26 protein-coding genes and 1 tRNA gene are annotated in these 22,186 nt (G+C 68.6%); 16 read left to right on the top strand and 11 right to left on the bottom strand.

Going from position 1 to position 22,186, the window contains the following annotated elements; genetic code table 11:
- The first annotated feature begins 22 nt into the window (after positions 1–22).
- Positions 23–265, top strand: a complete 243-nt coding sequence (locus tag V3W47_RS07360) for a hypothetical protein (RefSeq protein WP_331824549.1) — start codon at positions 23–25, stop codon at positions 263–265.
- A gap of 99 nt (positions 266–364) precedes the next feature.
- Here the strand turns inward: V3W47_RS07360 and ilvN are convergent, their stop codons facing one another.
- The 3 genes from ilvN to V3W47_RS07345 all read right to left on the bottom strand — a co-directional run bounded on the left by ilvN (position 365) and on the right by V3W47_RS07345 (position 4,924).
- The gene (ilvN, locus tag V3W47_RS07355) at positions 365–982 is read right to left on the bottom strand and encodes an acetolactate synthase small subunit (RefSeq protein ID WP_331824548.1); all 618 of its coding nucleotides are present in this window, start codon (positions 980–982) and stop codon (positions 365–367) included.
- Positions 979–2,700: a biosynthetic-type acetolactate synthase large subunit gene (ilvB, locus tag V3W47_RS07350; RefSeq protein ID WP_331824547.1), complete on the bottom strand. Its 1,722-nt coding sequence runs from the start codon at positions 2,698–2,700 to the stop codon at positions 979–981. Before ilvB ends, ilvN begins: the two co-directional genes overlap by 4 nt.
- A 412-nt stretch (positions 2,701–3,112) precedes the next feature.
- Entirely contained in the window at positions 3,113–4,924 is a 1,812-nt protein-coding gene (locus V3W47_RS07345; protein WP_331824546.1) for a DEAD/DEAH box helicase, read from the bottom strand.
- Between the two features lie 218 nt (positions 4,925–5,142).
- Here V3W47_RS07345 and V3W47_RS07340 point away from each other — a divergent pair, with 218 nt between their 5' ends.
- Positions 5,143–5,541, top strand: coding sequence for a hypothetical protein (locus V3W47_RS07340; protein WP_331824545.1), 399 nt, complete (start codon positions 5,143–5,145; stop codon positions 5,539–5,541).
- A 3-nt stretch (positions 5,542–5,544) separates the two neighbouring features.
- On the opposite strand, the gene V3W47_RS07335 is transcribed toward V3W47_RS07340, so the two are convergent.
- Complete coding sequence (locus V3W47_RS07335; protein WP_331824544.1) at positions 5,545–6,525, bottom strand: RluA family pseudouridine synthase; 981 nt, start codon at positions 6,523–6,525, stop codon at positions 5,545–5,547.
- 171 nt (positions 6,526–6,696) lie between these two features.
- On the opposite strand from V3W47_RS07335, the gene tatA reads away from it, so the two are divergent.
- The 4 genes from tatA to gltX all read left to right on the top strand — a co-directional run bounded on the left by tatA (position 6,697) and on the right by gltX (position 9,817).
- Complete coding sequence (gene tatA / locus V3W47_RS07330) at positions 6,697–6,933, top strand: twin-arginine translocase TatA/TatE family subunit (protein WP_331824543.1); 237 nt, start codon at positions 6,697–6,699, stop codon at positions 6,931–6,933.
- Between the two features lie 54 nt (positions 6,934–6,987).
- Positions 6,988–7,584: an RNA polymerase sigma factor gene (locus V3W47_RS07325; RefSeq protein WP_331824542.1), complete on the top strand. Its 597-nt coding sequence runs from the start codon at positions 6,988–6,990 to the stop codon at positions 7,582–7,584.
- On the top strand, positions 7,581–8,240 hold the full coding sequence (locus V3W47_RS07320) for an anti-sigma factor (protein ID WP_331824541.1): 660 nt from the start codon (positions 7,581–7,583) through the stop codon (positions 8,238–8,240). Before V3W47_RS07325 ends, V3W47_RS07320 begins: the two co-directional genes overlap by 4 nt.
- A gap of 134 nt (positions 8,241–8,374) precedes the next feature.
- Positions 8,375–9,817 carry a glutamate--tRNA ligase gene (gene gltX / locus V3W47_RS07315; protein WP_331824540.1) on the top strand — a complete coding sequence of 481 codons (1,443 nt, stop codon included), beginning with the start codon at positions 8,375–8,377 and terminating at the stop codon, positions 9,815–9,817.
- A 7-nt stretch (positions 9,818–9,824) separates the two neighbouring features.
- Here the strand turns inward: gltX and V3W47_RS07310 are convergent, their stop codons facing one another.
- Complete coding sequence (locus tag V3W47_RS07310) at positions 9,825–10,847, bottom strand: WD40 repeat domain-containing protein (protein ID WP_331824539.1); 1,023 nt, start codon at positions 10,845–10,847, stop codon at positions 9,825–9,827.
- A gap of 205 nt (positions 10,848–11,052) precedes the next feature.
- Between V3W47_RS07310 and V3W47_RS07305 the strand changes: the two genes are divergently transcribed.
- On the top strand, positions 11,053–11,472 hold the full coding sequence (locus V3W47_RS07305; protein ID WP_331824538.1) for a cobalamin B12-binding domain-containing protein: 420 nt from the start codon (positions 11,053–11,055) through the stop codon (positions 11,470–11,472).
- Positions 11,473–11,527: 55 nt separating this feature from the next.
- A complete protein-coding gene (locus tag V3W47_RS07300) occupies positions 11,528–12,709 on the top strand; it encodes an MFS transporter (RefSeq protein WP_331824537.1) in 1,182 nt (393 codons plus the stop codon).
- A gap of 59 nt (positions 12,710–12,768) precedes the next feature.
- Here V3W47_RS07300 and V3W47_RS07295 read toward each other — a convergent pair.
- A tRNA-Ser gene (locus V3W47_RS07295) sits at positions 12,769–12,858 on the bottom strand.
- A gap of 184 nt (positions 12,859–13,042) precedes the next feature.
- On the opposite strand from V3W47_RS07295, the gene V3W47_RS07290 reads away from it, so the two are divergent.
- Positions 13,043–13,318, top strand: a complete 276-nt coding sequence (locus tag V3W47_RS07290) for a hypothetical protein (RefSeq protein WP_331824536.1) — start codon at positions 13,043–13,045, stop codon at positions 13,316–13,318.
- A gap of 107 nt (positions 13,319–13,425) precedes the next feature.
- On the opposite strand, the gene V3W47_RS07285 is transcribed toward V3W47_RS07290, so the two are convergent.
- The 4 genes from V3W47_RS07285 to V3W47_RS07270 all read right to left on the bottom strand — a co-directional run bounded on the left by V3W47_RS07285 (position 13,426) and on the right by V3W47_RS07270 (position 17,027).
- Positions 13,426–14,250: a hypothetical protein gene (locus V3W47_RS07285; RefSeq protein ID WP_331824535.1), complete on the bottom strand. Its 825-nt coding sequence runs from the start codon at positions 14,248–14,250 to the stop codon at positions 13,426–13,428.
- A gap of 32 nt (positions 14,251–14,282) precedes the next feature.
- The gene (locus V3W47_RS07280) at positions 14,283–14,834 is read right to left on the bottom strand and encodes a DUF402 domain-containing protein (RefSeq protein ID WP_331824534.1); all 552 of its coding nucleotides are present in this window, start codon (positions 14,832–14,834) and stop codon (positions 14,283–14,285) included.
- A complete protein-coding gene (gene purN / locus V3W47_RS07275) occupies positions 14,831–15,415 on the bottom strand; it encodes a phosphoribosylglycinamide formyltransferase (protein WP_331824533.1) in 585 nt (194 codons plus the stop codon). Before purN ends, V3W47_RS07280 begins: the two co-directional genes overlap by 4 nt.
- A gap of 202 nt (positions 15,416–15,617) precedes the next feature.
- Positions 15,618–17,027 carry a dipeptidase gene (locus V3W47_RS07270; protein WP_331824532.1) on the bottom strand — a complete coding sequence of 470 codons (1,410 nt, stop codon included), beginning with the start codon at positions 17,025–17,027 and terminating at the stop codon, positions 15,618–15,620.
- 284 nt (positions 17,028–17,311) lie between these two features.
- Here V3W47_RS07270 and hspR point away from each other — a divergent pair, with 284 nt between their 5' ends.
- From hspR to V3W47_RS07255, 3 genes are read left to right on the top strand one after another with little or no spacing between them, the layout of a single operon-like run.
- Positions 17,312–18,055 (top strand): heat shock protein transcriptional repressor HspR, fused homodimer type, encoded by a 744-nt coding sequence (gene hspR / locus V3W47_RS07265; RefSeq protein ID WP_331824531.1) that lies wholly within the window; start codon positions 17,312–17,314, stop codon positions 18,053–18,055.
- The gene (locus V3W47_RS07260) at positions 18,052–18,474 is read left to right on the top strand and encodes an NUDIX domain-containing protein (protein ID WP_331824530.1); all 423 of its coding nucleotides are present in this window, start codon (positions 18,052–18,054) and stop codon (positions 18,472–18,474) included. The genes hspR and V3W47_RS07260 overlap by 4 nt, the downstream gene beginning before the upstream one ends.
- Positions 18,471–19,316, top strand: coding sequence for a metallophosphoesterase (locus V3W47_RS07255; RefSeq protein ID WP_331824529.1), 846 nt, complete (start codon positions 18,471–18,473; stop codon positions 19,314–19,316). The genes V3W47_RS07260 and V3W47_RS07255 overlap by 4 nt, the downstream gene beginning before the upstream one ends.
- Positions 19,317–19,439: 123 nt before the next feature.
- Here V3W47_RS07255 and V3W47_RS07250 read toward each other — a convergent pair whose 3' ends face one another.
- Positions 19,440–19,931 carry a hypothetical protein gene (locus tag V3W47_RS07250; RefSeq protein ID WP_331824528.1) on the bottom strand — a complete coding sequence of 164 codons (492 nt, stop codon included), beginning with the start codon at positions 19,929–19,931 and terminating at the stop codon, positions 19,440–19,442.
- A gap of 177 nt (positions 19,932–20,108) precedes the next feature.
- On the opposite strand from V3W47_RS07250, the gene V3W47_RS07245 reads away from it, so the two are divergent.
- The 4 genes from V3W47_RS07245 (at position 20,109) to V3W47_RS07230 (ending at position 22,167) form a co-directional block, all read left to right on the top strand.
- Positions 20,109–20,639: a phosphoribosyltransferase family protein gene (locus tag V3W47_RS07245; RefSeq protein WP_331824527.1), complete on the top strand. Its 531-nt coding sequence runs from the start codon at positions 20,109–20,111 to the stop codon at positions 20,637–20,639.
- The gene (locus tag V3W47_RS07240; protein WP_331824526.1) at positions 20,636–21,199 is read left to right on the top strand and encodes a GNAT family N-acetyltransferase; all 564 of its coding nucleotides are present in this window, start codon (positions 20,636–20,638) and stop codon (positions 21,197–21,199) included. The genes V3W47_RS07245 and V3W47_RS07240 overlap by 4 nt, the downstream gene beginning before the upstream one ends.
- A 10-nt stretch (positions 21,200–21,209) precedes the next feature.
- Positions 21,210–21,755: a phosphoribosyltransferase family protein gene (locus V3W47_RS07235; RefSeq protein ID WP_331824525.1), complete on the top strand. Its 546-nt coding sequence runs from the start codon at positions 21,210–21,212 to the stop codon at positions 21,753–21,755.
- Between the two features lie 139 nt (positions 21,756–21,894).
- Positions 21,895–22,167 carry an M-like protein gene (locus V3W47_RS07230; RefSeq protein ID WP_331824524.1) on the top strand — a complete coding sequence of 91 codons (273 nt, stop codon included), beginning with the start codon at positions 21,895–21,897 and terminating at the stop codon, positions 22,165–22,167.
- The last annotated feature ends 19 nt before the right edge of the window (positions 22,168–22,186 follow it).

Here is a 22,186-nt window from a genome sequence, read left to right as displayed (position 1 = left end):
ACCTCAGGAGTAGATTCTCCATGTGGAACGCGAAGGCGCAGCCGTCAGATTGCAGGTCATTCTGGAAGTGGACTCCTCAGCACAACGAAATGCTTTCGAAACCTGGGCAGAACAAGCGGGAGTGGACGTTGAGGCATTGGAGAACGAGGGCTGTGGATGCTGCGTGGACATCTACACGTTCTGTACTTCACCGGCCTCTGCGGCAGAGCTGGAGGTCCAGTTGAACGCGGTGGGGTCTAGACTCGACTCCCTTGCCGACACGTGAAACTCTTTTTGCCCCTCCCCCTTGAGGGGGGAGGCCGGGTGGGGGTGAGCGGGCCGGGCGTCCCAGGAACACAGACCTTCACACTCCCACGGCCCTCCATCAGAACAGATTCGGCACGCCCCCCGCCCGCGTCTCCCTCGGCTCCACCCCGTCCACCGCCGGGCGCAGCGCCTCCGTTTCGCCCGCGTGGTAGACGTGGCTGGGAATGTCCGCGTTCGAGCCGCGCGTCAGGGCCACCCGCCCGGTCCGCATCGTCTCCAGAATCCCGAAGGAGCGCATCTGCTCGATGAAGGCGGTGATCTTGCCCTCGTCGCCCGTGACCTCGAAGGTCAGCGCGTGGCGGCCCACGTCCACGATGCGGGCGCGGAAGTCCTCGGCGATCTGGCGCACCTCCACCCGGCTCTCCGGCGTGATGGCGACCTTGACGAGGACGAGTTCTCGGTCCACGAACTTTTCGAGGCTGTGATCGATGATCTTCACGACATCGTGGAGCTTCTCAAGCTGGCGCATGGCCTGTTCCACCACGCCCCGGTCTCCCGTCACCACGAAGGTCATGCGGCTGAGGCCGGGGTGTTCGGTCGAACCGACGCTGAGGCTCCTGATGTTGTAGCCGCGCCGCCCGAAGAGGGACGTGATGCGGGTCAGCACGCGCGGCTCGTCGCGCACGAGGGCGGAGACGAGGTGGTCCCGCTGCTCGGAGTCGAGGGGAGCGGTCATGGTTGCTTGGCCTCCTCGGCGGCGGCGTTGCGCTCGATGCCGGGGGTGGGGGCGCGCGGCGGCTCGGTCTCGATCATCTCGCTCAGGGCGGCCCCGGCGGGCACCATCGGGAAGACGCCGTGTTCGTTGGGCACCACGATCTCCAGCAGGGCACTCTTGGGGTCGGCGAGCCAGGCGTCGATGGCCTCGGGCAGCTCCTCGGCGCAGTCCGCGCGGTAGCCCGGCACGTCGTAGGCGTCGGCGAGCTTCAGGAAGTCGGGGTTGGAGTCGCCGAGGTAGACCTCGGAGTACCGCTTCTCGTGGAAGAGTTCCTGCCACTGGCGAACCATCCCGAGGTACGAGTTGTTGATGATGCAGATTTTGACGTTCCGCACGTCGTACTTCTTCAGCGTGGCGAGTTCCTGCGCCGTCATCTGGAAGCCGCCGTCCCCCGCGATGACGATGCTGGTCACGCCCGGCTCGGCCATGCCCGCCCCGATGGCCGCCGGGAAGCCGAAGCCCATCGTGCCCAGACCGCCCGAGTTGATCCAGCGCCGGGGCCGTTCGAAGCGGGCGAGCTGCGCGGCGAGCATCTGGTGTTGCCCCACGTCGCTGCTCAGGATGTCGTCGGGCCGCAGGCGGTCCACCACGGCCTTCACCGCGTAGCCCGCGCCCCAGTGGTCCGGCTCCACGGTGCGGCTCTTCCACTCATTGATCTGCGCCCGCCACTCGGGGAGGTCGAGTTTCCGCGCCCCCTCGGCGAGCAGGGCGGCGGCGGCCCGCGCATCGCCGCGCACCGGAACATGCGTCCGCACGATCTTGCCGATCTCGGCGGCGTCGAGGTCCACGTGGATGATCGCCGCGTTCGGCGCGAAGCCGCTGACCCGGCCCGTCACCCGGTCGTCGAAGCGCAGGCCGATGCCCAGCAGCACGTCCGCCTCACTGATCGCCCGGTTCGCCGCGACCGAGCCGTGCATTCCCGGCATGCCGAGCCACAGCGGGTCGGAGGAGGGGAAGGCCCCCAGCCCCATCAGCGTCGTGATGACGGGGATGTCCCACGCGCGGGCGAGGGCCGTGATTTCCGCCGCCGCGTCGAGCGAGCCGCCGCCCGCCATGATGACGGGTTTCTTCGCGGTCTGGAGAAGTTCGCGCGCCCGCTCTATGGCCTCGGGCCGGGGTGTGGGGATTTCGGGCCGAGCGTGAGGAACCGCGATCTCACCGTGGTACGCGGCGAGCTGAATGTCTTTGGGAATGTCCACCAGTACCGGGCCGGGCCGCCCACTCCGCGCGATGCGGATGGCCTCGGCGATGACGCGCGGCAGTTCCTCCACCTCACGCACGACATAGTTGTGCTTGGTGACGGGCAGGGTAATGCCGGTGATGTCGGCCTCCTGAAAAGCGTCCGTGCCCATCAGGTGCCGCGCCACGTTGCCCGTGATGGCAAGGAGCGGCACCGAATCGAGCATCGCGTCCGCCAGCCCCGTCACGAGGTTGGTCGCTCCGGGGCCGGAGGTGGCGAGGCATACGCCGATCTCGCCCGTGGCCTTGGCCCAGCCCTCCGCCGCGTGGATGGCCCCCTGCTCGTGCCGCGCGAGGACGTGCCGCACCTCCGGGTAGAAGGTCAGCGCGTCGTACACGGGCATGATCGCTCCGCCGGGGTAGCCGAACACGGTCGTGATGCCGTGCCCGGCGAGCGTGGCCCACAGCGCCTTCGCGCCCGTCAAGTCCGTCTGCGTCATGCGGTCCTCCTCGTGGGGGTGGTGCCCAAAAGCCGCGCGCCACGCTCACCGGGAGGCGGCGCGGCGCGGGGGGACGGCTCCGTGTGGGCCGCCTGCCGTTGCTGTTGTCGTTCGCTGCTGTTCATCCCCGGTCTCTCCTTTGTCCCCAGGTGCTCAGTGAAAAACCCCCGCCCGGAAGGTGGGCGGGGGTGGCACGCGCTCGCGCTCGGCAGCCGGTCAACCCCCGGTGCTAAGAAGTACCTCCACGAGAATGCGGCCCATGTCCCTACCCTACGGGCTGGTCGGGCGGGGGGTCAAGGCGCGTCTAGCTGGGAGTCTAGATGACGCGGACGAACGAACGTTTGGCCGGGAGGCGAGGAGAGAAAAAGTTGCGCCCCTGCCGAACGGTGGGGGCGCAACTCAACATCTGGTCTTAGCGTCCGCTCGGCACGAACTCGCGGTCGGCGAAGTCCTCGCGGCGACGCTCGCCGCCCTGGTTGCCGCCGTCGCGGTCGCGGCTCCAGCGGCCCTGACCACCACGGTTGCCCTGGGAGCCGCCCTGGCCGCCGTCGCGGCTGCCGGAGCCGCCGCGTCCGCCGCCCTGGTAGCCGCCGCCCTGGCGTCCGCCACGGTAGCCGCCCTCGTCGCGCCCACCACGTCCGCCGCCGTAGCTGCCGCCCTGACGGCCCTCGCGGGTCGGGGCCTCGAACAGCTCGGGCAGTTCCTGGGCGACTTCCACGCCGATCTCACCGTCGAGCGGGGAAGCGGCGAGGAGCTTCTCGACGTACTCGCTGGGCACGTCGGCCACCGCGCCGCCGCGCCACTGGCGCACCTTGCCGAGGCGGCGGGTGTCCACGTCGCCGCTGCGGGCGAGCAGGGCGACCGCACGGGCCACGCTCAGGCGCTCGCCGTGCAGGATCAGGGTCGTCAGGCCCTCCTCACCGCTCAGGAGGCTCGCGGCCTTCACCGGCTCAGTCACGCCGCTGATCTTGGCGAGGGCGCGGGTCAGCGCCTCCAGCCCGAGTTCGCTGAACAGCCGCTCGGCCTCGGCCTGGAAGCTGGCCGCCACGCCGGAGTCCACCCGGCGCACGAGGTCGGCGCTGGCCGTGGCGCTCGCCGCCTGCACTTCCTTGGGGGTGGGCAGGGGACGCTCGATGAACTGCACGCCCGCGCGGTATTCCAGGTTCCGCATCTCGCGGCTGTCGCGGTCGCCGTACATCACGATGGCGGTGCCGGTGCGGCCCGCGCGCCCGGTGCGGCCCGAGCGGTGGATATAGCTGTCATGGTCCTGCGGCAGGTGGTACTGCACCACGAGGTCCACCTCGGGGATGTCCAGCCCGCGCGCCGCCACGTCGGTGGCAACGAGCACGCCCACGCGGCCCGCGCGGAAGGCCCCGAGCGCCCGCTCCCGCTGGCTCTGCGCGAGGTCGCCGTGCAGAGCCTCGGACTCGATCCCCCGGTGGATCAGCTCGTTCGCCAGCTCGTCGGCCTCGCGCTTCGTGCGGGTGAAGACGATGGCCTTTTCGGGGTTGTAGACGGTCAGCAGGTCGGCCAGCACGCGGGTGCGGGTGCGGCCCACCTTCACCTTGAGGTGTTCGACGCTCTGGGCAGCCTGGCTCTTGCCCTCGCCCACCATGTCCACCACGACGGGTTCCTTGAGGTACTTGCGCGAGATGCGGCGGATGTCGTCGTTCAGCGTGGCGCTGAAGAGCATCGTCTGCCGGGCCTCGGGCGTCGCCTGGAGGATCGTCTCGATGGCGTCCGCGAAGCCCACGCTCAGCATCTCGTCGGCCTCGTCCAGCACGACGTATTCCACCGCGCCCAGGTTGATGTTGCCGCGCTCCAGGTGGTCGATGAGGCGACCGGGCGTCCCCACGATCACGTCCACGCCCCGGCGCAGCGCCCCTTCCTGCGGGCCGTACGCCGCGCCGCCATACACGGTCGCGGTCACGAGGTCGCCGCCGCTCTTGGAGAACTCCTCGGCGACCTGCTTGGCGAGTTCGCGGGTGGGCGCGAGCACCAGCGCACGCGGCGCGCGGCCCCGCTCGCGGCTGGGTTCGAGCTTCTGGATGATGGGCAGCGCGTAGGCGAGCGTCTTACCCGTCCCCGTGCGGGCGCGACCGATCAGGTCCTTCCCGGCGAGGGTCTGGGGCAGGCTCTCGACCTGAATGGGGGTGGCTTCGGTGATGCCGCGCTCGGCGAGACGCGCCGCGAGTTCGGGCGCGATCAGTTGATCAAAGTTCATTTGTGGTCCTTTCGGGAAAGCACGACCCCAGTGACCAGCAAACGCCTTGACTCGGCATCCAGCATGTCCTGAAAGTGGGGGCACCTTCCAGCCGCCGGGCACATCCCGAGCGGCGCACGAAGAGAAAGTGTACACGGTACGCTTGGATAATGCAAGGGGTGGGGGGCGCGTTTTTCGGCAGAAAATTGCGGTCAGGTCCCTGGTGCTGGCGTTGAAAGATGGCCGACAGCCTCAATCCCCGCCTGAGCCAAGCCGCCACTGATCTTGGCCTGCCCTATGACGGAAGTCATCAAGATTGGGGAATCGAGTCTGCCGACCCGGAGCGTCTGCCGGAGTTTGTCGCGTACTACCGGGACCATCAGGCGGAGTTTGACGAGTGGGCGCAGGAATATTACCTGGGGGAGTTGCTTTTGCAGTCGGCGAACGATGCGCTTCACGGGAGTAGCCAGCCCTACGCCTTGATCGAAACGGCGCTCTTCCTGGTGATCGCTCGCCGCGAACACGAAGCCACTCAATTCCTGCTCAACTACTGGGTCAGACTTGATCGCTCTCCCTTTGTCGAGGGAAAGACGGAGTTTCCTATTGCGGCTGTTCTTCGGCGGGCGTTCGGCTCGTAAAGCTCACGTCGGCGGCGTTTCCAACCCCGCAGGCACCGCGCCCCCCAACCCCACCCAGGCGTCCAGCATGTCGTCCGGTGCAGGCGCGTGGAGGTTTAGCGCCTCACCCGTCACAGGGTGGGGGAGAGTCAGGAAGTGGGCGTGGAGGGCGTGCCGTGAGATGGCCTGACTCTCCCGCCCGTACACCGGGTCGCCGAGAATCGGGCTGCCGAGGTGCGCGAGATGGACGCGAATCTGGTGGGTGCGGCCCGTGCGGGGCTGAGCGCGGACGAGGGCCAGCGTGCGCCCGTGCCCGTCCGGGTGCGTCTCCAGCGGGGTGAAGAGGGTCTGCGCCTCACGCGGATTCACGCCACCGACCGTCATGCGCTGCCGGGCGGTGGGATGGCGTCCAATAGGTGCGTCCACCCTCACCGTACCCTCCGCCCGCCACGTCCCGGCAGCGATGGCAAGGTACGTCTTGCGGGTGTCGCGGTCCTTGAAGGCGGCGGCGAGGCGCGCGTGGGCCTGCACGGTCTTGGCGACGACGATGACGCCGCTCGTGTCCCTGTCGAGGCGGTGGACGATGCCGGGGCGGTAGCCCTCGGGACCCAGGGAGCCGTCTTGCTCGGGGAGAGACATGCGCCCCAACAGCGCGTTGACGAGCGTGCCGGACGTGACGCCGGGGGCCGGGTGCGTGACCATGCCGGGCGGCTTGTTCACGGCGATGAGGTGGTCGTCCTCGTACAGCACGTCGAGGGGCACGTCCTCGGGGACCACGGTGGCGTCCGGTGTGGGGGGAGGCCGCACGGTCAGCACCTCGCCGCCCCTGAGTTTGAGGCTGGCCTTCTGGACGACCACACCGCCCACCGCGACATGTCCCCCCTCGATCCACCCGGCGACCTGCGAGCGGCTCTGGCCCGTCAGTTCGGCCACCACAGCGTCCAGACGGCCCGGCGTGGCGGTCAGGTGCAGGGCCGTTTGAGGGGAGGGCGGCGCGGCGGTCACGGCGGGCAGTGTAGCGCCGTCGCTTCGGCGTCCTCAGCGAACCTTGAGAGAGTGGGGAAATGGGGGGCATGGGTCATCCAAACCGGGACGGGCCGCATAAGGCCGGGTGAGCGTTCCCCACTCTCCCAGGAGGAACGCGCCACACTCCGCCTCTCACCCCCAGGAGAACCCATGCCCAACATCGGTGCGCCGGAACTGCTCCTCCTTCTGCTCGCCGCCCTGATCGTCTTCGGGCCACGCAAACTGCCGGAACTCGGCAAGAGTCTCGGCCAGGGCCTGCGCGAGTTCCGCCGGAGCACGAGTGCCGTGACGGACGAAGTGCGCCGGGGGCTGGACAGCGGGCCGGAGGTGGTCGCCCCCGTTCCCGTCCTGCCTCCCGAGGGGGCGGCGCATAGGCCCCGCGCCTGAGCCACCGTCCGGCTGACATACCCCGCCTTCCCCTGCTAGGCTGCGCTGGACTCCATGACGCCGCCTCCACCGCCCGACGACGGCACCCTCCCCGACGAGGCGCTGATTCAGGCGATGGCGGGCGGGCACGAGGACGCTCTGCGGGAACTCCATCGCCGCCACGCCCGGCTGCTCTACGCCCTCGGCCACCGGATGCTGCGTCAGCGCGACGACGTGGAAACGTGCGTGCAGGACGCCTTCATGAACGCGTGGCGGCACGCGGCCCGCTTCGATCCCTCCCGCGCGAGTGTCAAGACCTGGCTGGTGAGCATCGCCCACCACCGCTTCCTGCAAGAGTTGCGCGACCGCCCCGACACGGCCCTGGAACTGGAGGACTGGGACGCGCCCATCAGCGCCCCCGATCCGACCGACCGTGTGCTCGCCGCCCGCGCCGTGGCGGCACTCGATCCCGCCCAGCGCGAGCTGGTGGAACTCGCCTACTACCGGGGTCACTCCCACTCGGAGCTGGCGACCCTGACCGGGCTGCCCGTGGGCACCGTCAAGTCCCGCCTGCGCGCGGCCCTGGACCGGATGCGCGTGTCCCTGGGCGGGCGCAAGCAGAACGAGAACCCGACTGCACCGGACGCCCTGGAAGGAGGTGAGCGCCCGTGACCCAACCCGACCGCGACCAGCTCACCGCCTACGCCCTCGGCCTGCTGCCCCCCGAGGAGGAGGCCCGCGTCCACGCCGCGCTCGCCGCCGACCCCGCCCTGCGCGCCGGGGTAGACGCTGACCTGGAGGCGCTGACCGCCCTCGCCGAGACGCTGCCGCAGCCGCCCGTGCCCGACGGGGCCGAGGAGCGGTTGCTGGCCCGCCTGCGCGCGGAGGTGCCGAGACCCGCCGCGCCGGTTGCCCCACCCATCGAGCGGAGGCCGAGGCGTCTCTGGCTTCCCCTCGCCGCGCTGGGGCTGGCGGCGGCCCTCGCCCTCTTCTTCGTGCTGCGGCCAGAGGACGACCCACTCCGCCGCTACGCGGACACCCCCGGCGCAATCACCCAGCCCCTTCAGGCGGACGGAAACGACCTCGGCCAGCTCGTGCGCCTGCCGGATGGCCGGGCGTACGTATACCTCTCGCAGCCTGCGGAGACGGGCCGGGTCTATCAGGCGTGGCAGGTTCGGGACGGGGTGCCCGTCTCGCTCGGGCTGTTCGAGGGGCAGGGCTTCCTGTTCGCGGGCCTCCCGGCGGGCGCGACGGTGGCGGTGAGCGTGGAGCCGCCCGGTGGCAGCGAGCAGCCCACGACGACGCCCCTGCTGGTGCAGCGGCTTTGAGGCGGGCATCAGGCGCTGAGGTGTTCTACGCGGTAACGAGCTGAGCTGTGCTCTGAACGTTTGGGGGTAGTCCGCTTCCCACTGAGGCAGAAGCGGAACCGGCGGAACTCATTTCACCTCGTATCCTGTCCCCCATGCCCGTCGTCACCCGCATCGCCCCCAGCCCGACCGGCGACCCCCATGTGGGCACCGCGTACATCGGCCTGTTCAACCACACCCTCGCCCAGCAGGCCCGCGCGGCGGGCGAGGAAGGCAAGTTCATCCTCCGCATCGAGGACACCGACCGGGGCCGCTACGTTCCCGACAGTGAGAAACGCATCTTCCAGATGATGCAGTGGCTCGGCCTGACCCCCGACGAAAGCCCTCTGCAAGGTGGCCCGAACGGTCCCTACCGCCAGAGCGAGCGCAATGAGCTGTATGGCGAGTACGCGCGGAAGCTGGTCGAGTCCGGCCACGCCTACTTCGCGTTCGAGACGCCGGAGGAGTTGACCGCCCTGCGCGAGGAGGCGCAGCGGGAAGGCCGCGTGATCGCCGTCCCCAGCCGCGACCTCGACCCGGCGGAGGCGCAACGGAGGGTGGACGCGGGCGAGAGTGCCGTGGTCCGTCTCAAGGTTCCGCGTGAGGGCGAGACGGTGGTGAACGACGCCCTCCGCAGGCCCATCGCCTTCCAGAACCGCGAGATCGACGACAAGGTGCTGCTCAAGGCCGACGGCTACCCCACCTACCACCTCGCCAACGTGGTGGACGACCGCCTGATGGGCGTGACCCACGTCGTCCGCGCGGAGGAGTGGATCACGTCCACGCCCATTCACGTCCTGCTGTATGAGGCGTTCGGGTGGCCCCAGCCCGTCTGGGCGCACATGCCGCTCCTCCGCAACGCCGACAGGTCCAAGATCAGCAAGCGCAAGAATCCGACCTCGGTGGAGTGGTACATGGATCAGGGCTTCCTCCCCGAAGCTATGCTCAATTTCCTCGCCACGATGGGCTGGACGCACCCGGAAGGCCGCGAAATCTTCGACCTCGCCGAGTTCGGGCGCGTCTTCCGGCTGGAGGACGTGACGCTCGGCGGCCCTGTCTTCAGCCTCGACAAGCTGAAATGGATGAACGGCAAGTACCTGCGTGAAGTGCTGAGCGAGGAGGAGGTGGCGAAGCGCCTGCATGATTACCTCGCCGGGCAGAAGCACGACCTGCCCTTCGACGATTACTTCCGCGCCGTCGTCCGCATGATGATTCCGCGCATGGACGTGTTCTCGGAGTTTCTGGAGAAGACGCCCTACTTCTGGTCCGAGGACTACCCGGTGAACGAGAAGGCGCAAAAGCTTCTGGCTGAGGGCCGTGACCTCCTCCCCGACCTCGCCGCCCGCCTGAAGAACCTCCCCGCCTTCGACCAGGCGACGACCGAAGCCGCCCTGCGCGCCTTCGCGGAGGAGCGGGACCTCAAGCCCGGCAAGGTCATGCAGCCCCTGCGCGCCGCCGTCGCCGGAACGAGCGAAAGCCCCGGCATGTTCGAGATGCTGGAGGTGCTGGGGCAGGAGCGCGTGGTGGCGCGGGTGGAGCGTGCGGCGCGGGGGAGCTGACCCCGGCTCAGTTTCCCGGCAGGGCGTAGACGTTCAGCCGACCATCCGCCGACGCGACGGCCAGCCAGCCCCAGTCCCGGCTGACGGCCAGGCTGAGCCAGGCGTTCGGTCGGGTCTTCGTGAACGGCTCGTAGGTCGTCAAGAGGTTTCCCCGCCGCTCCAAGTCGTGCAGGGTCACGCGCCCGTCGCTGCAGGCCACGAAGAGAGTGTTGCCGGGTCCCACCGTCACATCCGTGACCTGAACCTCGGGGGCGGGCATGTCGATCTGAGCGACCCGCTGGCCGTTGCCTGTCTGCCAAATCGCCACGCCGGACTGATATTCGCCCGCTACCACGAACCGTCCGTCCGGGCTGAACGTCGGGGCGTCGGGCGCGTCGCGTTTGCCCTCGCGCTTCAGAATCCGCAGGCCCCCGGCGGCGACGTTCCAGACCCTGACCTCCCGTTCGCAGGAGTAGGCGAGCTTCGTGCTGTCGGCGCTCCAGCTCAGCTCACCCGGCCAGGGACCGCCTGAGCCACGCAGACAGTCGACGGGCTGCGTCGGCAGGCTCTTGAATCGGCGGGCGAGGTCGGCAGTCCAGATTTCCACCCGCCGTCCCTCCCCGACCGTCACCACCGAGCGCCCGTCCGGGCTGACGTTCAGGCTGAGGAACTTTCCCGAAACGTTTTCCAGTAGCCTTCCCGTTCGCGCGTCCCAACGGCGCAGACCCGTCTGGTCGGCAGACAGCAGGAAGCGGCCATCCGGTGTGAAGCTGATGTCGAAGATGAACTCGGTGTCCTGTCCACAGGCCAGGACCCGCGTGAGGGCACCCTCCAACGCCGTCACCTTCCGCCCCGCCGTCACGTCCCACACCACGACCTGACAGCGGTCAAAGTCGAGTTGCACGGCCAAGATGCGACCCTCCGGCGTGACGATTGGCGAGCGTAACTTGCTGTTGCCACGGAACTTCACCGCGCGGGGCGAACTCTGCCGGGGCACCAGCACGGCTGCTGCGCCGTCGTAGTCCACTGCCACCGCGCGCTGACGGTCCACGTAAAAGGCTGTCCGGGCGTTCGGATGACTTACGGTTTGGACTGGCGCGGGGGAAGGTGCGGCGGCGGCACTTACCAGAGTCAGACCCAGGAGCAGGAAGAAGCGCATCCTCCCAGTGTTCCGCTCCTGCCTGACGCGCGCCTGAGAGCTGACCGCCCCCTAACCCCGTACAATGCCCCCAAACGACCGTTAGGAGGCAGGACAGATGGAGGATCGCCGGATTCGGGTGCTGATCGCCAAACCGGGCATGGACGGCCACGACCGGGGCGCGAAGGTGGTCGCGCGGGCGCTGCGCGACGCGGGTATGGAGGTGGTGTACACGGGCCTGCGCCAGACCGCCGAGATGATCGTGAACGCGGCCATTCAGGAGGACGTGGACGCCATCGGCCTGAGCGTGCTGTCGGGCGCGCACATGCACTACTTCCGCGAGGTGGTGGGGCTGCTGCGTGAGCGCGGGGCGGGCGACATTCTCGTGTTCGGCGGGGGAATCATCCCCGATCAGGACCTGCCGAAGCTGGAGGAACTGGGCGTGGGGAAGGTCTTCACCCCCGGCGCGAGTACCGAGGACGCCGCCACCTACCTGAAGGCCGCCGTCGCCGAGCGGTGGGCGGCGCAGGGCGGATGAGGGAGGAGCGGCCAGCGGCCAGCTTCCAGCCGCCAGCAACCCACAGAGCGGCGGCATGAGCGACCGCGCCCACGTTCCTCCAGCATCTTCCACGGCCCTCCCGCTAGGACGGCTCGCTCCCCTGTATGTGGCGCAGGCGCTCGCCACGGGCGCGACGACCGTCAGCACCATCCTCGCCTCCCTCGTGATGAGCGGGCTGGGGCGCGAGAGTCTGACGGGGCTGCCGAGCACCCTGATCAGCGCGTCGGCGGCGCTCTCGGCGGGGCTGTTCGGGGCGCTGATGCTGCGGGCGGGGCGGCGGCTGGGGCTGGGGGTGGCCTTCGCGCTGGGGGCGGCGGGCGCGGTCGTCGGCTTCGCGGGAGCGCGGGCGAGTGTCACCCCCGTCTTCCTCCTCGGGGCGGTGCTGATGGGCGCGGCGCAGGGCGGCTACCAGCAGGCCCGCTACGCCGCCGCCGAGAGCGTGCCGGAATCGCGGCGCGGCACGGCCCTCGGCCTCCTGATGCTGATGAGTGTGTTCGGCGCGTTCGTGATGACGGGCTTCTCTGGCGTGGTGGAGACGCTGGGTTCCCGCCTCGGCACCTCCGCCGAGGTCGCCGGGTGGCTCGTCGGTGGGGGGCTGCTCGGGGTGGCGGCCCTCCTGATGCTGGCGTGGGTGCCCGTGCGGTCTCCCGCGCAACTCTCCACCCAGGCCCGGCTTTCCGTCCGCGCCGCCTTCGCCGTTCCCGGTGTCCGCTCCACCGCCCTCGCCCTCGCCACCGCGCAGGGGGTGATGGTCACGCTGATGAGCCTCACGCCGCTGCGGGCGCACCACGCGGGGGTGGACCATACGGGCGTCGCCGCGCTGATCTCCGGGCACATCGCGGGCATGTTCGCCTTCGGGTGGCTCACCGGGCCGCTGATCGACCGTCTGGGGCTGAGGTTCGGGTACATCGGCGGCGCGCTGCTCCTCGTCCTCGCCGCCCTCACCGCGCCGCTGCCGGGAACCGCGTGGCTGGGGGTCAGCATGTTCGTCCTCGGCCTCGGGTGGAACCTCGCCTTCGTCTCCGGCAGCAAGGCGCTGGCCCGCTATCCCGCCGCGCAGGGTGTGACCGATGGGCTGGGCTACGTCGTCGCCGGGGTGGGCACCCTCGTCGGCGGCCTCGTCATCGCCCGCGCGGGCTTTCCCGTCCTCGCCCACGCCTGCGCCGTGCTGGCGCTGCTGCCGCTGGTGAGCGCGTGGAGGGTGGGGAAGGGGTAGGGAAGGGGCAAAGGGTGAGGGCCGCGCTTCCGGGTGGGAAGGCGGCCCTCTCTCTATGCTGGCGGAACGGGAGAGATTCGAACTCTCGAACAGGTTGCCCCGTTACACACTTTCCAGGCGTGCTCCTTCAACCACTCGGACACCGTTCCAGCGCAGAGCAGAGTAGCGGAGGAAGGCGGGAAAATCAAACGGGGATGCCGGGAGTCTGGCAGAGACTGCCGCACGCGCGGGAATGCCGCGTGTTCAGGCCCTCCGAGCAGGAATCTTACGACGGGTCTTTCGCCAGCATTTAACCGGGAAAGGACGCGGCGGGCGGGTCCCTATAGTGGGCAGATGGAAGACCTTCAGAAGCAGGTCCAGCGCTGGAAGCTCGTCGCCCTCGTCGGCCTCGCCTTTGGCGGCGGGATGTTCGTGCAGCAGTACGGCAACGCCAGCGCCCAGCGAGGGGTTGCGGCTCAGGTCGTGCGGCTGGACACGAGCAACTGCACCTTCGGCATTGCGACGGGCAGCACGCCCCGCAACGTCCCCGACGGTGCCCTGCTCATGCAGGCCGTGCAGCAGGGGAGCGGCGCGGCGAATACGGCTTGGATTTACAACGCTTGCAGGTAGATCGCTGAGCATGAGGAGACGGTCGGGTGGTCACAATGACCATCCAACCGTCTTTCTATGTTTGCCCTATGTGCGGTTTACAGGAGTGTACTTCATACCACTCGGGCCTATTGTCCAGATAAAATCCGAGAACTCATCGGGAGAGACAAATCCTGACCGCTTGGAAGTTCTAAAGATACTTCTAAAAAATCTGAAACGGGCTTTTTTCCGGCTCCAAGTGCCCAGAGGAACAGCTCTGCACCGAGTAGTGATGGTTGCCAAACTACACCATGTCCCATTTCTGCTGTGTAGCCGTATGGTCCTGCATATGCAAGTAAAACTTCGGCGGGGTTCTGTGAATACCAACTGCCAATCAAACCTTCTCTCACAAGTCCTCCGTATAAATGGCTCGTTATTCCTTGCTCTACTTCCTCTGCGGTCAATCCCATAGCATCGTAGAATTCGAGAATCGGTATAAACGACCTAAATTTCAAAGTCTCTTGGTAATCTGCAAAATTTGAAGGCACTCCTCTGGCGTTCTGGTAAAGAGTTGCGTAAAAGACGTAGTGGGCGCGTATTTGATAGCTCGATAGTCTCCCCAATAGAGCAGTGAAAGTCGCCCCACGGTCGTCACGGGCATTTGAAGTATAAGAGGAAGCAAGAACACCACCAAAATATTCTGTTGAGAGCCGATCTTCTATAAAAGAACCATCATCAAGAATTCCCTTCAAGACTTTAGGGGATACAGCACCCTCTCCAGGATCGTCTCCTAGCTTGGTGCTGGCATTTTCAACTATTTTTGCAAAATTGCTCAATCTTCGCTCTGTCCAAGCCTGAAGCTCCTTGCCAACATAATCTGCGGTTGGCCCCAGCACTTTTTGGAGAATGGGGTTATCGCCTGCGAATTTTAGAGCTGCGACAATGCCTGCTAACGTGATGGCGTCTGGCGACATATGCGAATTCTACTTGGAAAAACTCAGCAGACTTACGTATACGGGTCCTCCAAATACCTCCTCACCACCTCCAACGGCCCATACCTCCTCTCCCTCAACTCCTGCTCCACCTTGCGGGCGTGTGCCCAGGCGGCCTCGGCCATTTCCGGCGTCACCTGCCCCGCCCGCACGGCCTCCTCCAGATCGTCGGCGTCGATGATATGGGTTTCGCTCACCCGCCAGCCGGGCTGCCAGTCGGCGATCACATCGAGGTAGAGGTCGTCGTGCCAGGGAAAGCCGTCTTCGCCCAGGCCCTCGCCCGCGTGGATGTCCACGTACAGTTGGGCGGGCTGCCCGGAGGCGTCCAGCATGACGGTGAGGGCGTCGCCCATCACACCCTCTCCAACACCTGTGGGGTGGACGCGCACCCAGCGGTAGCCGTCGGCCAGGATTCGCAGGGTACGCTCCCCAAAGGTCACGTCCTGCACCCGCGCGACCTCGTGGGCGATGAAGTCCACGATGACGAAGCCGGGAATGTGCGTGACCGTCTGGCTGTGCCGGGTGGCACGCGACCAGGGGCGGAGATCAAACGTCTTGCGTTTCAAGTTGAACCCACCGCCATCTTTTGCAGGGCGCTTAGCAGCAACTCGCCCTCGGTGGCCTGCACGCGCGCCCGCAGCGTCTCCACGGTGTCGCCGGGCCGCACCTCCACCCGCGACTGCGCCAGCACCGGCCCCTCGTCGATGCCCGCCGTGACGAGGTGGACGGTCGCGCCCGTCTCCGCCTCGCCCGCCGCGAGGACCGCCGCGTGTACCCGGTCCCCGTACATGCCCCGCCCGCCGTGCCGGGGCAGCAGGCTGGGGTGGACGTTGAGCAGCCGCCCCGCGTAGGCCCCCAGCACGCGCGGCCCCAGTTCCCGCATGTACCCGCTCAGCACCACCGTATCCGCCCCCGCCCCCCGCAGGACATCGAGAATCGCCCCGTCCAACGCCTCCGGGTCCGGGTGCGTGGCCGCGCTCAGGTGCGCCGTCGTCAGCCCCTCTTCACGCGCCCACGCGAGTGCCGCCGACCCGCTGTTGTTGCTGACGAGTGCGGCGGGCACGGCGTCGAGCCGCCCGTCCCGACACGCGGAGGCGAGAAACCGCGCCGCGCTGCCACCGTGGGAGGCGAGGAAGGCGAGGATCATGGGCGCTCCGCGCCGGATGTAGGACGTGGGTTGTGGGCTGTAGGAAAAGAGAACAGGAGGACGGGCCGTTTCTTCTGCCCCTCCCCCTTGAGGGGGGAGGCTGGGTGGGGGTGAGCGGGCGTGGCGTCCACAGGAAGGCGACCGTCAAACACCCGCGCTTTGCCACCGTAGCTACGCGCCGTTGCGACAGCCCCCATCTCCCTCACTTCCCCAGCTCCTGCAACCCCAATTCTTGAAGCAGGGCCGCGCTCGTCAACACCCCATTGTGATAGTCCTCCAGCGCGAAGCTCTCGTTGGGCGAATGGGGGGCGTCCTCGTTCAGGCCGAAGTCCACGAGGAGGACGGGGGCACCCAGAATGCGGCGGAAGTCCGCAACGATGGGGATGGAGCCGCCCGTGCGGCTAAAGGCGGCGGGCTTGCCGTACACCCGCGTCAGTGCCCGGTCGGCGGCCTTGATGAACGGCGAGTCGAGGTCCACCTTCACGGGCTGGCCGCCGTGCAAGGCCTTGACCTCCACCTTCACCCCCTGGGGCGCGATGGTGGGCACGTACTCCTGAATGAGGCGGGTGACGCGCTCTGGGTCCTGCCCGGGCACGAGGCGCATGGAGACCTTCGCCCCGGCCTTCGCGGCGATTACGGTCTTGCTGCCCTCGCCCTGGTAGCCGCCCCAGATGCCGTTCACGTCGAGGGTGGGCCGCGCCCACAGCCGCTCCAGCGTGGAGTACCCCTCCTCGCCGGGCAGGGCGGGCACGCCGATGGAGGCGGCGAACTCCTCGTCGGAGTGGGGCAGCCGCGCCCACATCTCGCGCTCCTCCGGGGTCAGTTCCTCCACGCCGTCGTAGAAGCCGGGGATGGTCACGCGTCCGTGGTCGTCCTTGAGCTTGGAGATGATCTCCGCGAGCGCGTTGATTGGGTTGGGTGCCGCCCCACCGTAGGAGCCGGAGTGGAGGTCGCGGTTGGCCCCCTGCACCAGAATCTCCACGTAGCTCAGCCCGCGCAGGCCATAGGTCACGGTGGGCACGTCGGGCGCGAAGCGCGAGCCGTCGGAAATCACGATCACGTCGGCCCCCAGCTCCTCCGCGTGGGCCTGAAGGTACGCGGCGAGGCTGGGGCTGCCGACCTCCTCCTCACCTTCCAGCAGGAACTTGACGTTGACGGGCAGCGGTGTTCCCTCGGTCTGGCCCTGCGAGAGCAGCAGCTCCACACCCCGGATGTGCGCGTAGGCCTGCCCCTTGTCGTCCGTGCTGCCCCGCGCGTAGATGCGCCCGTCCCGCACGGTCGGCTCGAAGGGGGGCGTGACCCACTCCGAGAGCGGTGCCTCCGGCTGAACGTCGTAGTGCCCGTAGATCAGCACCGTGGGCTTGCCCGGCGCTTCCAGCCGCTCGGCGTACACGACGGGATGCCCGGCCTTGCCGCTGTGCTCGGTCGCGTCCACCCGCGCCGCGAAGCCGAGGCTCTCCAGCTTGGCCCGCAGAAACTCGGCGGCGCGGCCCATGTCCTCCGTGTGCGTGGGATCGGCGCTCACCGAGGGAATTCGCAAGAGGTCGAACAGCTCCCGCTCGGCCTGCTGGCGGTCGTGGAGGGCGGCGAGGTCCGTCTGGGATGTGGTCATGGGGGGATGATAGAGGGTGAGTGGTCAGTGGGAAGTGGTGAGTGGAGAGGAGCTTGGACGCCTCTTCTCTTTTCGCTCCTCTCCCTCGAGGGGGGAGGCCGGGAGGGGGTGAAGCGGGCCTGGCATTCACGAAGCGTGGAGGGTCAAAGCCCCTTTTCGACGATGGAGCCGCTCACACGCCCCCTCACCCCGGCCCTCCTGCTGTTTTTCCCTCTTCCCCAATCCCTCACCCCTTACCTTTCCCTCCATTCAACATCCTTGCGGCGGGTATACTCAAGCAAGATATGGCCGCCGACTCCAAACACCGCCCCGTGTATGTGATCTCGGTTGCCGCCGAACTCGTGGACATGCACCCGCAAACCCTGCGGCTGTACGAACGCAAGGGCCTGATCCGTCCGGGGCGAAGCAGCGGCAAGACGCGGCTGTATTCCGAGCGCGACATCGAGCACCTGCGCGAAATCCGGCGGCTGACCCAGGAACTCGGCGTCAATCTCGCCGGGGTCGAGGAGGTCATGCGGCTCCAGCACGAGCTGGACGACCTTCAGGGCGAGTTCGAGGCCGAGATCGAGCGCATCGAGGACGAGTTGCGCGAGCGGGCCTCCAAGCCGCAGGCCCTTCCCGCGCCGGACGGCAAAACCGACCCCAGGGACCGCCCGGTGTACGTCATCTCCATCGCCGCCGAACTCGTGGACATGCACCCGCAAACCCTGCGGCTGTACGAGCGCAAACAGCTCATCCGTCCCGGTCGCTCCAGCGGCAAGACGCGGCTGTACTCCGAGCGCGACATCGAACATCTGCGCGAAATCCGGCGGCTGACCCAGGAACTCGGCGTCAACCTCGCCGGGGTCGAGGAGATCATGCGCCTGCGGCACCAGTTGGAGGGTGCCCGCTTCCAGATGGAGGGCAATGTGCGCCGCCTCCAGCAGGACATCACCGACCGGATGACGAGTTGGCGCACCCTGCCCGCCCCGGAGGAGCCGCAGGACGGGGAGAAACAGGACGGGAAGGACGCGGACGAGGGCGAATGAGCGGGGATGGCGTGCGCCAGCGGGTCGGCGCGGGCGTGGCGGTGCTGCGTGACGGGGAAGAGGTTCTGCTCGTGCGTCGTGGCGACAATGCACTCTGGGACTTCCCCGGCGGCGGCGTGAGCGTGGGCGAGGAGGTGGAGGCCGCCGCCCGCCGTGAGTTGCGCGAGGAGACGGGCGTGAGCGCCGGATCTCTCACTCTCCTCGGCGTCTTCGGCGGGGACGCGCACCGTCATACATACCCTGATGGGAACGTCGTCGCGTGGGTGACGGTGCTCTACACGGCCCGGCACACGGGCGAGGCACCCAGAGCCGGAGACGACGCCGCCGAGGTCGCGTGGTGGCCCCTCTCCGCCCTGCCCGACGACGTGGGGGAGGCGACCCGCGCCTACTTCCGCGCCCTCACTGTGGGGCCAGCATGAGCCGCCACGACCAGCCCCGCTTGTGGGTGGTCGGTGACGTTCACGGCGAGCTGAACAAACTGCGCGACCTGCTGCGGGGCGCGGGCCTGATGGACGCGGGGGACGCCTGGACGGGCGGGACGGCCCACCTCGTCTTTCTGGGGGACTACCTCGACCGGGGGCCGGACGGGGTGGGCGTCGTTCGGCTCGTGCGCGGGCTGGAGGCGCAGGCCCCGCAGTCGGGCGGGCGCGTCACGGCGCTGCTGGGCAACCACGAGGTCATGTTCCTCGCCGCCGACCGCTTCCGCGACCTCGGGGACGCCCACTTCGGGCTGCACGGCTACTGGCTGGCGAATGGGGGTCAGGCCCACGACGCCGCCCGCATGGGGGACGAGGACCGCGCCTGGCTCGCCGCCCGCCCCGCCCTCGCCCGCGCGGGCCGCTGGCTGCTGCTCCACGCCGACAGCCGCATGTACCTGCACCTCGGCCCCACCGTGGAGGCCGTGAACGCCCACGTCGCCGCCCTGCTGCACAGCCCCTCGCCCGAGGTCTGGGGCTATTTCGCCAACGCCTTCGTGGAACGGCTCGGCTTCATCGGGCCGCGTGGCGACCGCGCCGCTCAGGAGTTGCTGGACACCTACGGCGGCATCCGCCTCGCCCACGGCCACACGCCCGTCATCGTGCTGCTGGACGAGGGCGTGCCCGGCGACTCCCCCGACCTCCCCCTCACCTACGCGGGCGGTCGCTGCGTCGCCGTGGACAGCGGCATGGCCTACCACGCCGAGGGCGGCTTCATCGCCCGCCTGAGTGAGCGGGGCGTGGCGGAAGTCGTGACGCTGGGCGCGGGTGGGACCAAAAAATAGGGGCGGACCGCTGGTTGGGTCCACCCGGAGCGACGATCACACGACTTCTTCTTGTTCCCCTAACAGGAGAGAGTCGGGTGAGGGGGCCATGTCACGACTCCACCGCTCCCCACCCCTCTCAGCTCAGGTCCCGCCCTGCAAGTCGTCCTTGATGTTCTGCGCCGTCTTCTCCCCGGCGCGCTGCACCTCACCACCCGCCGCCTTCAGCGAGTCGCCCGGAGAGCGGCCCTGCATCACGTCCGAGACGGCGGACTTCGCGGCGTCGCCCGCGCGGGCCAGGTTGCCCTCCGTGTCGGGGCTGACGCGCTTGAGCAGGCCGTCCACCTGCTCGCGCACCGACGGGTTGGAGCGGTACAGGGCATATCCGCCGCCCACGAGGAGCACCAGGCCCCACGGGAAGCCGCCGCCCGAGGACTTGCGCTGCTTCTTGAGGGCCGTGCTCAATGTGGCGACCTCGCCTTGCAGCGTCACGAGGTCCTTCTGCTGCTTGACGAGCGCGGCGGCCATCTCGGCGTGCTGCTTGGTCACGGCCTTCGCCACCTGATGCTCCAGCTCATGACGGGCCTTGCGGGCGGCCCCCTTCACGTCGTCCATCGCGTGTTCGGCAGTTTTCATGGCGCTTCCTCCCCTGAATGGTCTGGACTGAGGGCTGCTGCCCCCGACGCCGTGAAGTCTGAGGCGCGTGCCTCCGCCTTGCTTGCGAGCCGGATGAAGAGTTTTCCACAAACGCCCGAACGTGAAGCCTCGGTCAAGACGAGGGGCGGGAAAGGGCGACAGGGTACACTCGGCCACGTGAAGACGCACAAGGTCGAGGTCGGGGACGTGACGCGCGAGCTGCCGATTGTTGAGGTGGGACCGGGGGTGAGCGTGGCCCTGTTCAACATGCTGGGCGACACGGAAGTGACCGAGGCCGCCGGACGTGCCCTCGCCGCGCGGCTGCCCGCCGACGTGGAGGTTCTGGTCACGCCCGAGGTCAAGGCGCTCTCGCTCGCGCACGTCCTCAGCCGGGAGAGCGGGCGGCCCTACGTCGTGATCCGCAAGACGCAAAAGCCCTACATGGTGGACCCCATCGCGCGCGAGGTCGTGAGCATCACCACGGGGAAGCCCCAACTCCTCGTGCTCGACGGCTTCGATGTGGAGAAAATCCGGGGCCGCCGGGTCGCCATCGTGGACGACGTGGTGTCCAGCGGCGGCACCCTGAACTCCCTGCGCCAGATCATCGAGGAGGTCGGCGGGGAGGTCGCGGCGGTCGTCGCCGTCTTCACCGAGGGGCAGGAGCGGCCCGAGGTGACGGCGCTGGGGCACTTGCCGCTCTTTTCGTGACGGAGCCGGACCCAGACCCCAATCCACCGCTCCTGACCCCGCGCCTGCGCCTCGAACCCCAACGCGCCGGGCACGCGCCGGACATGGCCGCCGTCCTCGCCGACCCACGGGTCCACGACTTCCTGCCTTCTTCTCCTCCGACACAAGCGGAGCTGAGAGCGCGCTTCGCCCGCCTGGAGTCGCGGCGCTCGCCGGACGGAACACAGGGCTGGCTGAACTGGGTCGTCTTCGCCCGCGCGGGCGGCTCGGCCCTGGGAACGGTGCAGGCCACCGTGCGCCCCGCCGAGGGGGAGGCCGACGTGGCCTACGTCTTTCACCCGTCGGCGTGGGGGCAGGGGTATGCCACGGAAGCGGTGCGGGTGATGCTGGACTTTCTCGCCTCCGGGCCGGGGGTGCGGGAGGCCGTGGCGCAGGTGGACACGCGCAACGCGGCCTCCCTTCGCCTGCTGACCCGGCTGGGATTCCGACGGACGGCCTTCACCCCTCACGCCGACGAGTTCCGGGGGGTGGTCAGCGACGAGTTCACCTACCGTCTGCCTCTTGCCCCGGCTTCGGGATAGCTTGGGCGGCATGACCCTACCCCACTCCCAGGCCCTGACCGTCACGGTCGGCGACGTGACCCGCGAGCTTCCCACCGTGCGCGTCGGGAGCGTGGGGCGGGTGCCCCTCGTGGAGTTCATCGGGGACAGCGAGTTCACCAAAGCCGTCGCGGAGGCGATGCTGCCCCTTATCCCGCCCGGCACCGAGGTCCTGCTGACCGTGGTGACGAACGCGTTGCCGCTCGCCCACGAACTCAGCGACCGCTCGGGCCTGCCCTACGTCTGCGTCCGCAAGAAACGCCGCACGTACATGCAAGACCCCCTCATTCAGGACGTGCCCAGCATGACCCTCGGCACGGCGGAGACGCTGTGGCTCGACGGCCCGCACGCCGCCCGATTGAGGGGCAGGCGCGTCGCCGTCGTGCAGGACGTGATCGCCAGCGGCGGCACGGCTCAGGCCCTCGCCCGGCTGGTGGGGCGCGCGGGCGGCACGCTCTCCGGCTACCTCGCCGCCTTCAAGCAGGGGGACACGTCGCTGCCCGTCGCCCACCTTCAGGAATTGCCGCAACACCTGTGAGGGTTTGGTCGCCAGTCGCCAGCGGCCAGTCGCCAGAAGGAGCAGGGGAGGTTCGCCGTCTTTCACGCGCAAGGGTAAAGGGACGCTCACGCCCTGCCCGGTGGGCCGCTGTTAGCGTGGGGGCACAGGAGGCAACCCCATGACCCAGAGTGACGACCGCCCGCAGAACGTTCCGTCCACCGACGCCACGGCGGAGAGCGAGATCAGCAACGTGGACCTTCAGTTCATGGGCCGCACGGACGAACACCGCGACGCCCTCGGGGACGCCGACGCGGAGGCCATGATCGCCGACGAGTACGCCGACCGGGGCCTGAACAAGCAGGACGTGGCCTCGGCGGGCAGCATGATCACCAGCGACCCGGCGAGCACCACCCCCGGAGACGAGACCTCGGACGACACGAGCAACGGCTAAAGCCAGTCTGTTGGGTGGG

The sequence above is a fragment of the Deinococcus sp. YIM 134068 genome, assembly GCF_036543075.1.
Classification (GTDB): Bacteria; Deinococcota; Deinococci; order Deinococcales; family Deinococcaceae; genus Deinococcus; species Deinococcus lichenicola.
Note: the sequence above shows the minus strand (reverse complement) of the source record. Positions and strands in the feature narration are given on the sequence as shown.

What these genes read in the sequence shown, in the direction of transcription:
- ilvN (WP_331824548.1), bottom strand. Translation starts at nt 982, where the DNA reads ATGACCGCTCCCCTCGACTCCGAGCAGCGGGACCACCTCGTCTCCGCC.
- ilvB (WP_331824547.1), bottom strand. Translation starts at nt 2,700, where the DNA reads ATGACGCAGACGGACTTGACGGGCGCGAAGGCGCTGTGGGCCACGCTC.
- V3W47_RS07345 (WP_331824546.1), bottom strand. Translation starts at nt 4,924, where the DNA reads ATGAACTTTGATCAACTGATCGCGCCCGAACTCGCGGCGCGTCTCGCC.
- V3W47_RS07340 (WP_331824545.1), top strand. Translation starts at nt 5,143, where the DNA reads ATGGCCGACAGCCTCAATCCCCGCCTGAGCCAAGCCGCCACTGATCTT.
- tatA (WP_331824543.1), top strand. Translation starts at nt 6,697, where the DNA reads ATGCCCAACATCGGTGCGCCGGAACTGCTCCTCCTTCTGCTCGCCGCC.
- V3W47_RS07325 (WP_331824542.1), top strand. Translation starts at nt 6,988, where the DNA reads ATGACGCCGCCTCCACCGCCCGACGACGGCACCCTCCCCGACGAGGCG.
- gltX (WP_331824540.1), top strand. Translation starts at nt 8,375, where the DNA reads ATGCCCGTCGTCACCCGCATCGCCCCCAGCCCGACCGGCGACCCCCAT.
- V3W47_RS07305 (WP_331824538.1), top strand. Translation starts at nt 11,053, where the DNA reads ATGGAGGATCGCCGGATTCGGGTGCTGATCGCCAAACCGGGCATGGAC.
- V3W47_RS07300 (WP_331824537.1), top strand. Translation starts at nt 11,528, where the DNA reads ATGAGCGACCGCGCCCACGTTCCTCCAGCATCTTCCACGGCCCTCCCG.
- V3W47_RS07290 (WP_331824536.1), top strand. Translation starts at nt 13,043, where the DNA reads ATGGAAGACCTTCAGAAGCAGGTCCAGCGCTGGAAGCTCGTCGCCCTC.
- V3W47_RS07285 (WP_331824535.1), bottom strand. Translation starts at nt 14,250, where the DNA reads ATGTCGCCAGACGCCATCACGTTAGCAGGCATTGTCGCAGCTCTAAAA.
- purN (WP_331824533.1), bottom strand. Translation starts at nt 15,415, where the DNA reads ATGATCCTCGCCTTCCTCGCCTCCCACGGTGGCAGCGCGGCGCGGTTT.
- V3W47_RS07270 (WP_331824532.1), bottom strand. Translation starts at nt 17,027, where the DNA reads ATGACCACATCCCAGACGGACCTCGCCGCCCTCCACGACCGCCAGCAG.
- hspR (WP_331824531.1), top strand. Translation starts at nt 17,312, where the DNA reads ATGGCCGCCGACTCCAAACACCGCCCCGTGTATGTGATCTCGGTTGCC.
- V3W47_RS07260 (WP_331824530.1), top strand. Translation starts at nt 18,052, where the DNA reads ATGAGCGGGGATGGCGTGCGCCAGCGGGTCGGCGCGGGCGTGGCGGTG.
- V3W47_RS07255 (WP_331824529.1), top strand. Translation starts at nt 18,471, where the DNA reads ATGAGCCGCCACGACCAGCCCCGCTTGTGGGTGGTCGGTGACGTTCAC.
- V3W47_RS07250 (WP_331824528.1), bottom strand. Translation starts at nt 19,931, where the DNA reads ATGAAAACTGCCGAACACGCGATGGACGACGTGAAGGGGGCCGCCCGC.
- V3W47_RS07235 (WP_331824525.1), top strand. Translation starts at nt 21,210, where the DNA reads ATGACCCTACCCCACTCCCAGGCCCTGACCGTCACGGTCGGCGACGTG.
- V3W47_RS07230 (WP_331824524.1), top strand. Translation starts at nt 21,895, where the DNA reads ATGACCCAGAGTGACGACCGCCCGCAGAACGTTCCGTCCACCGACGCC.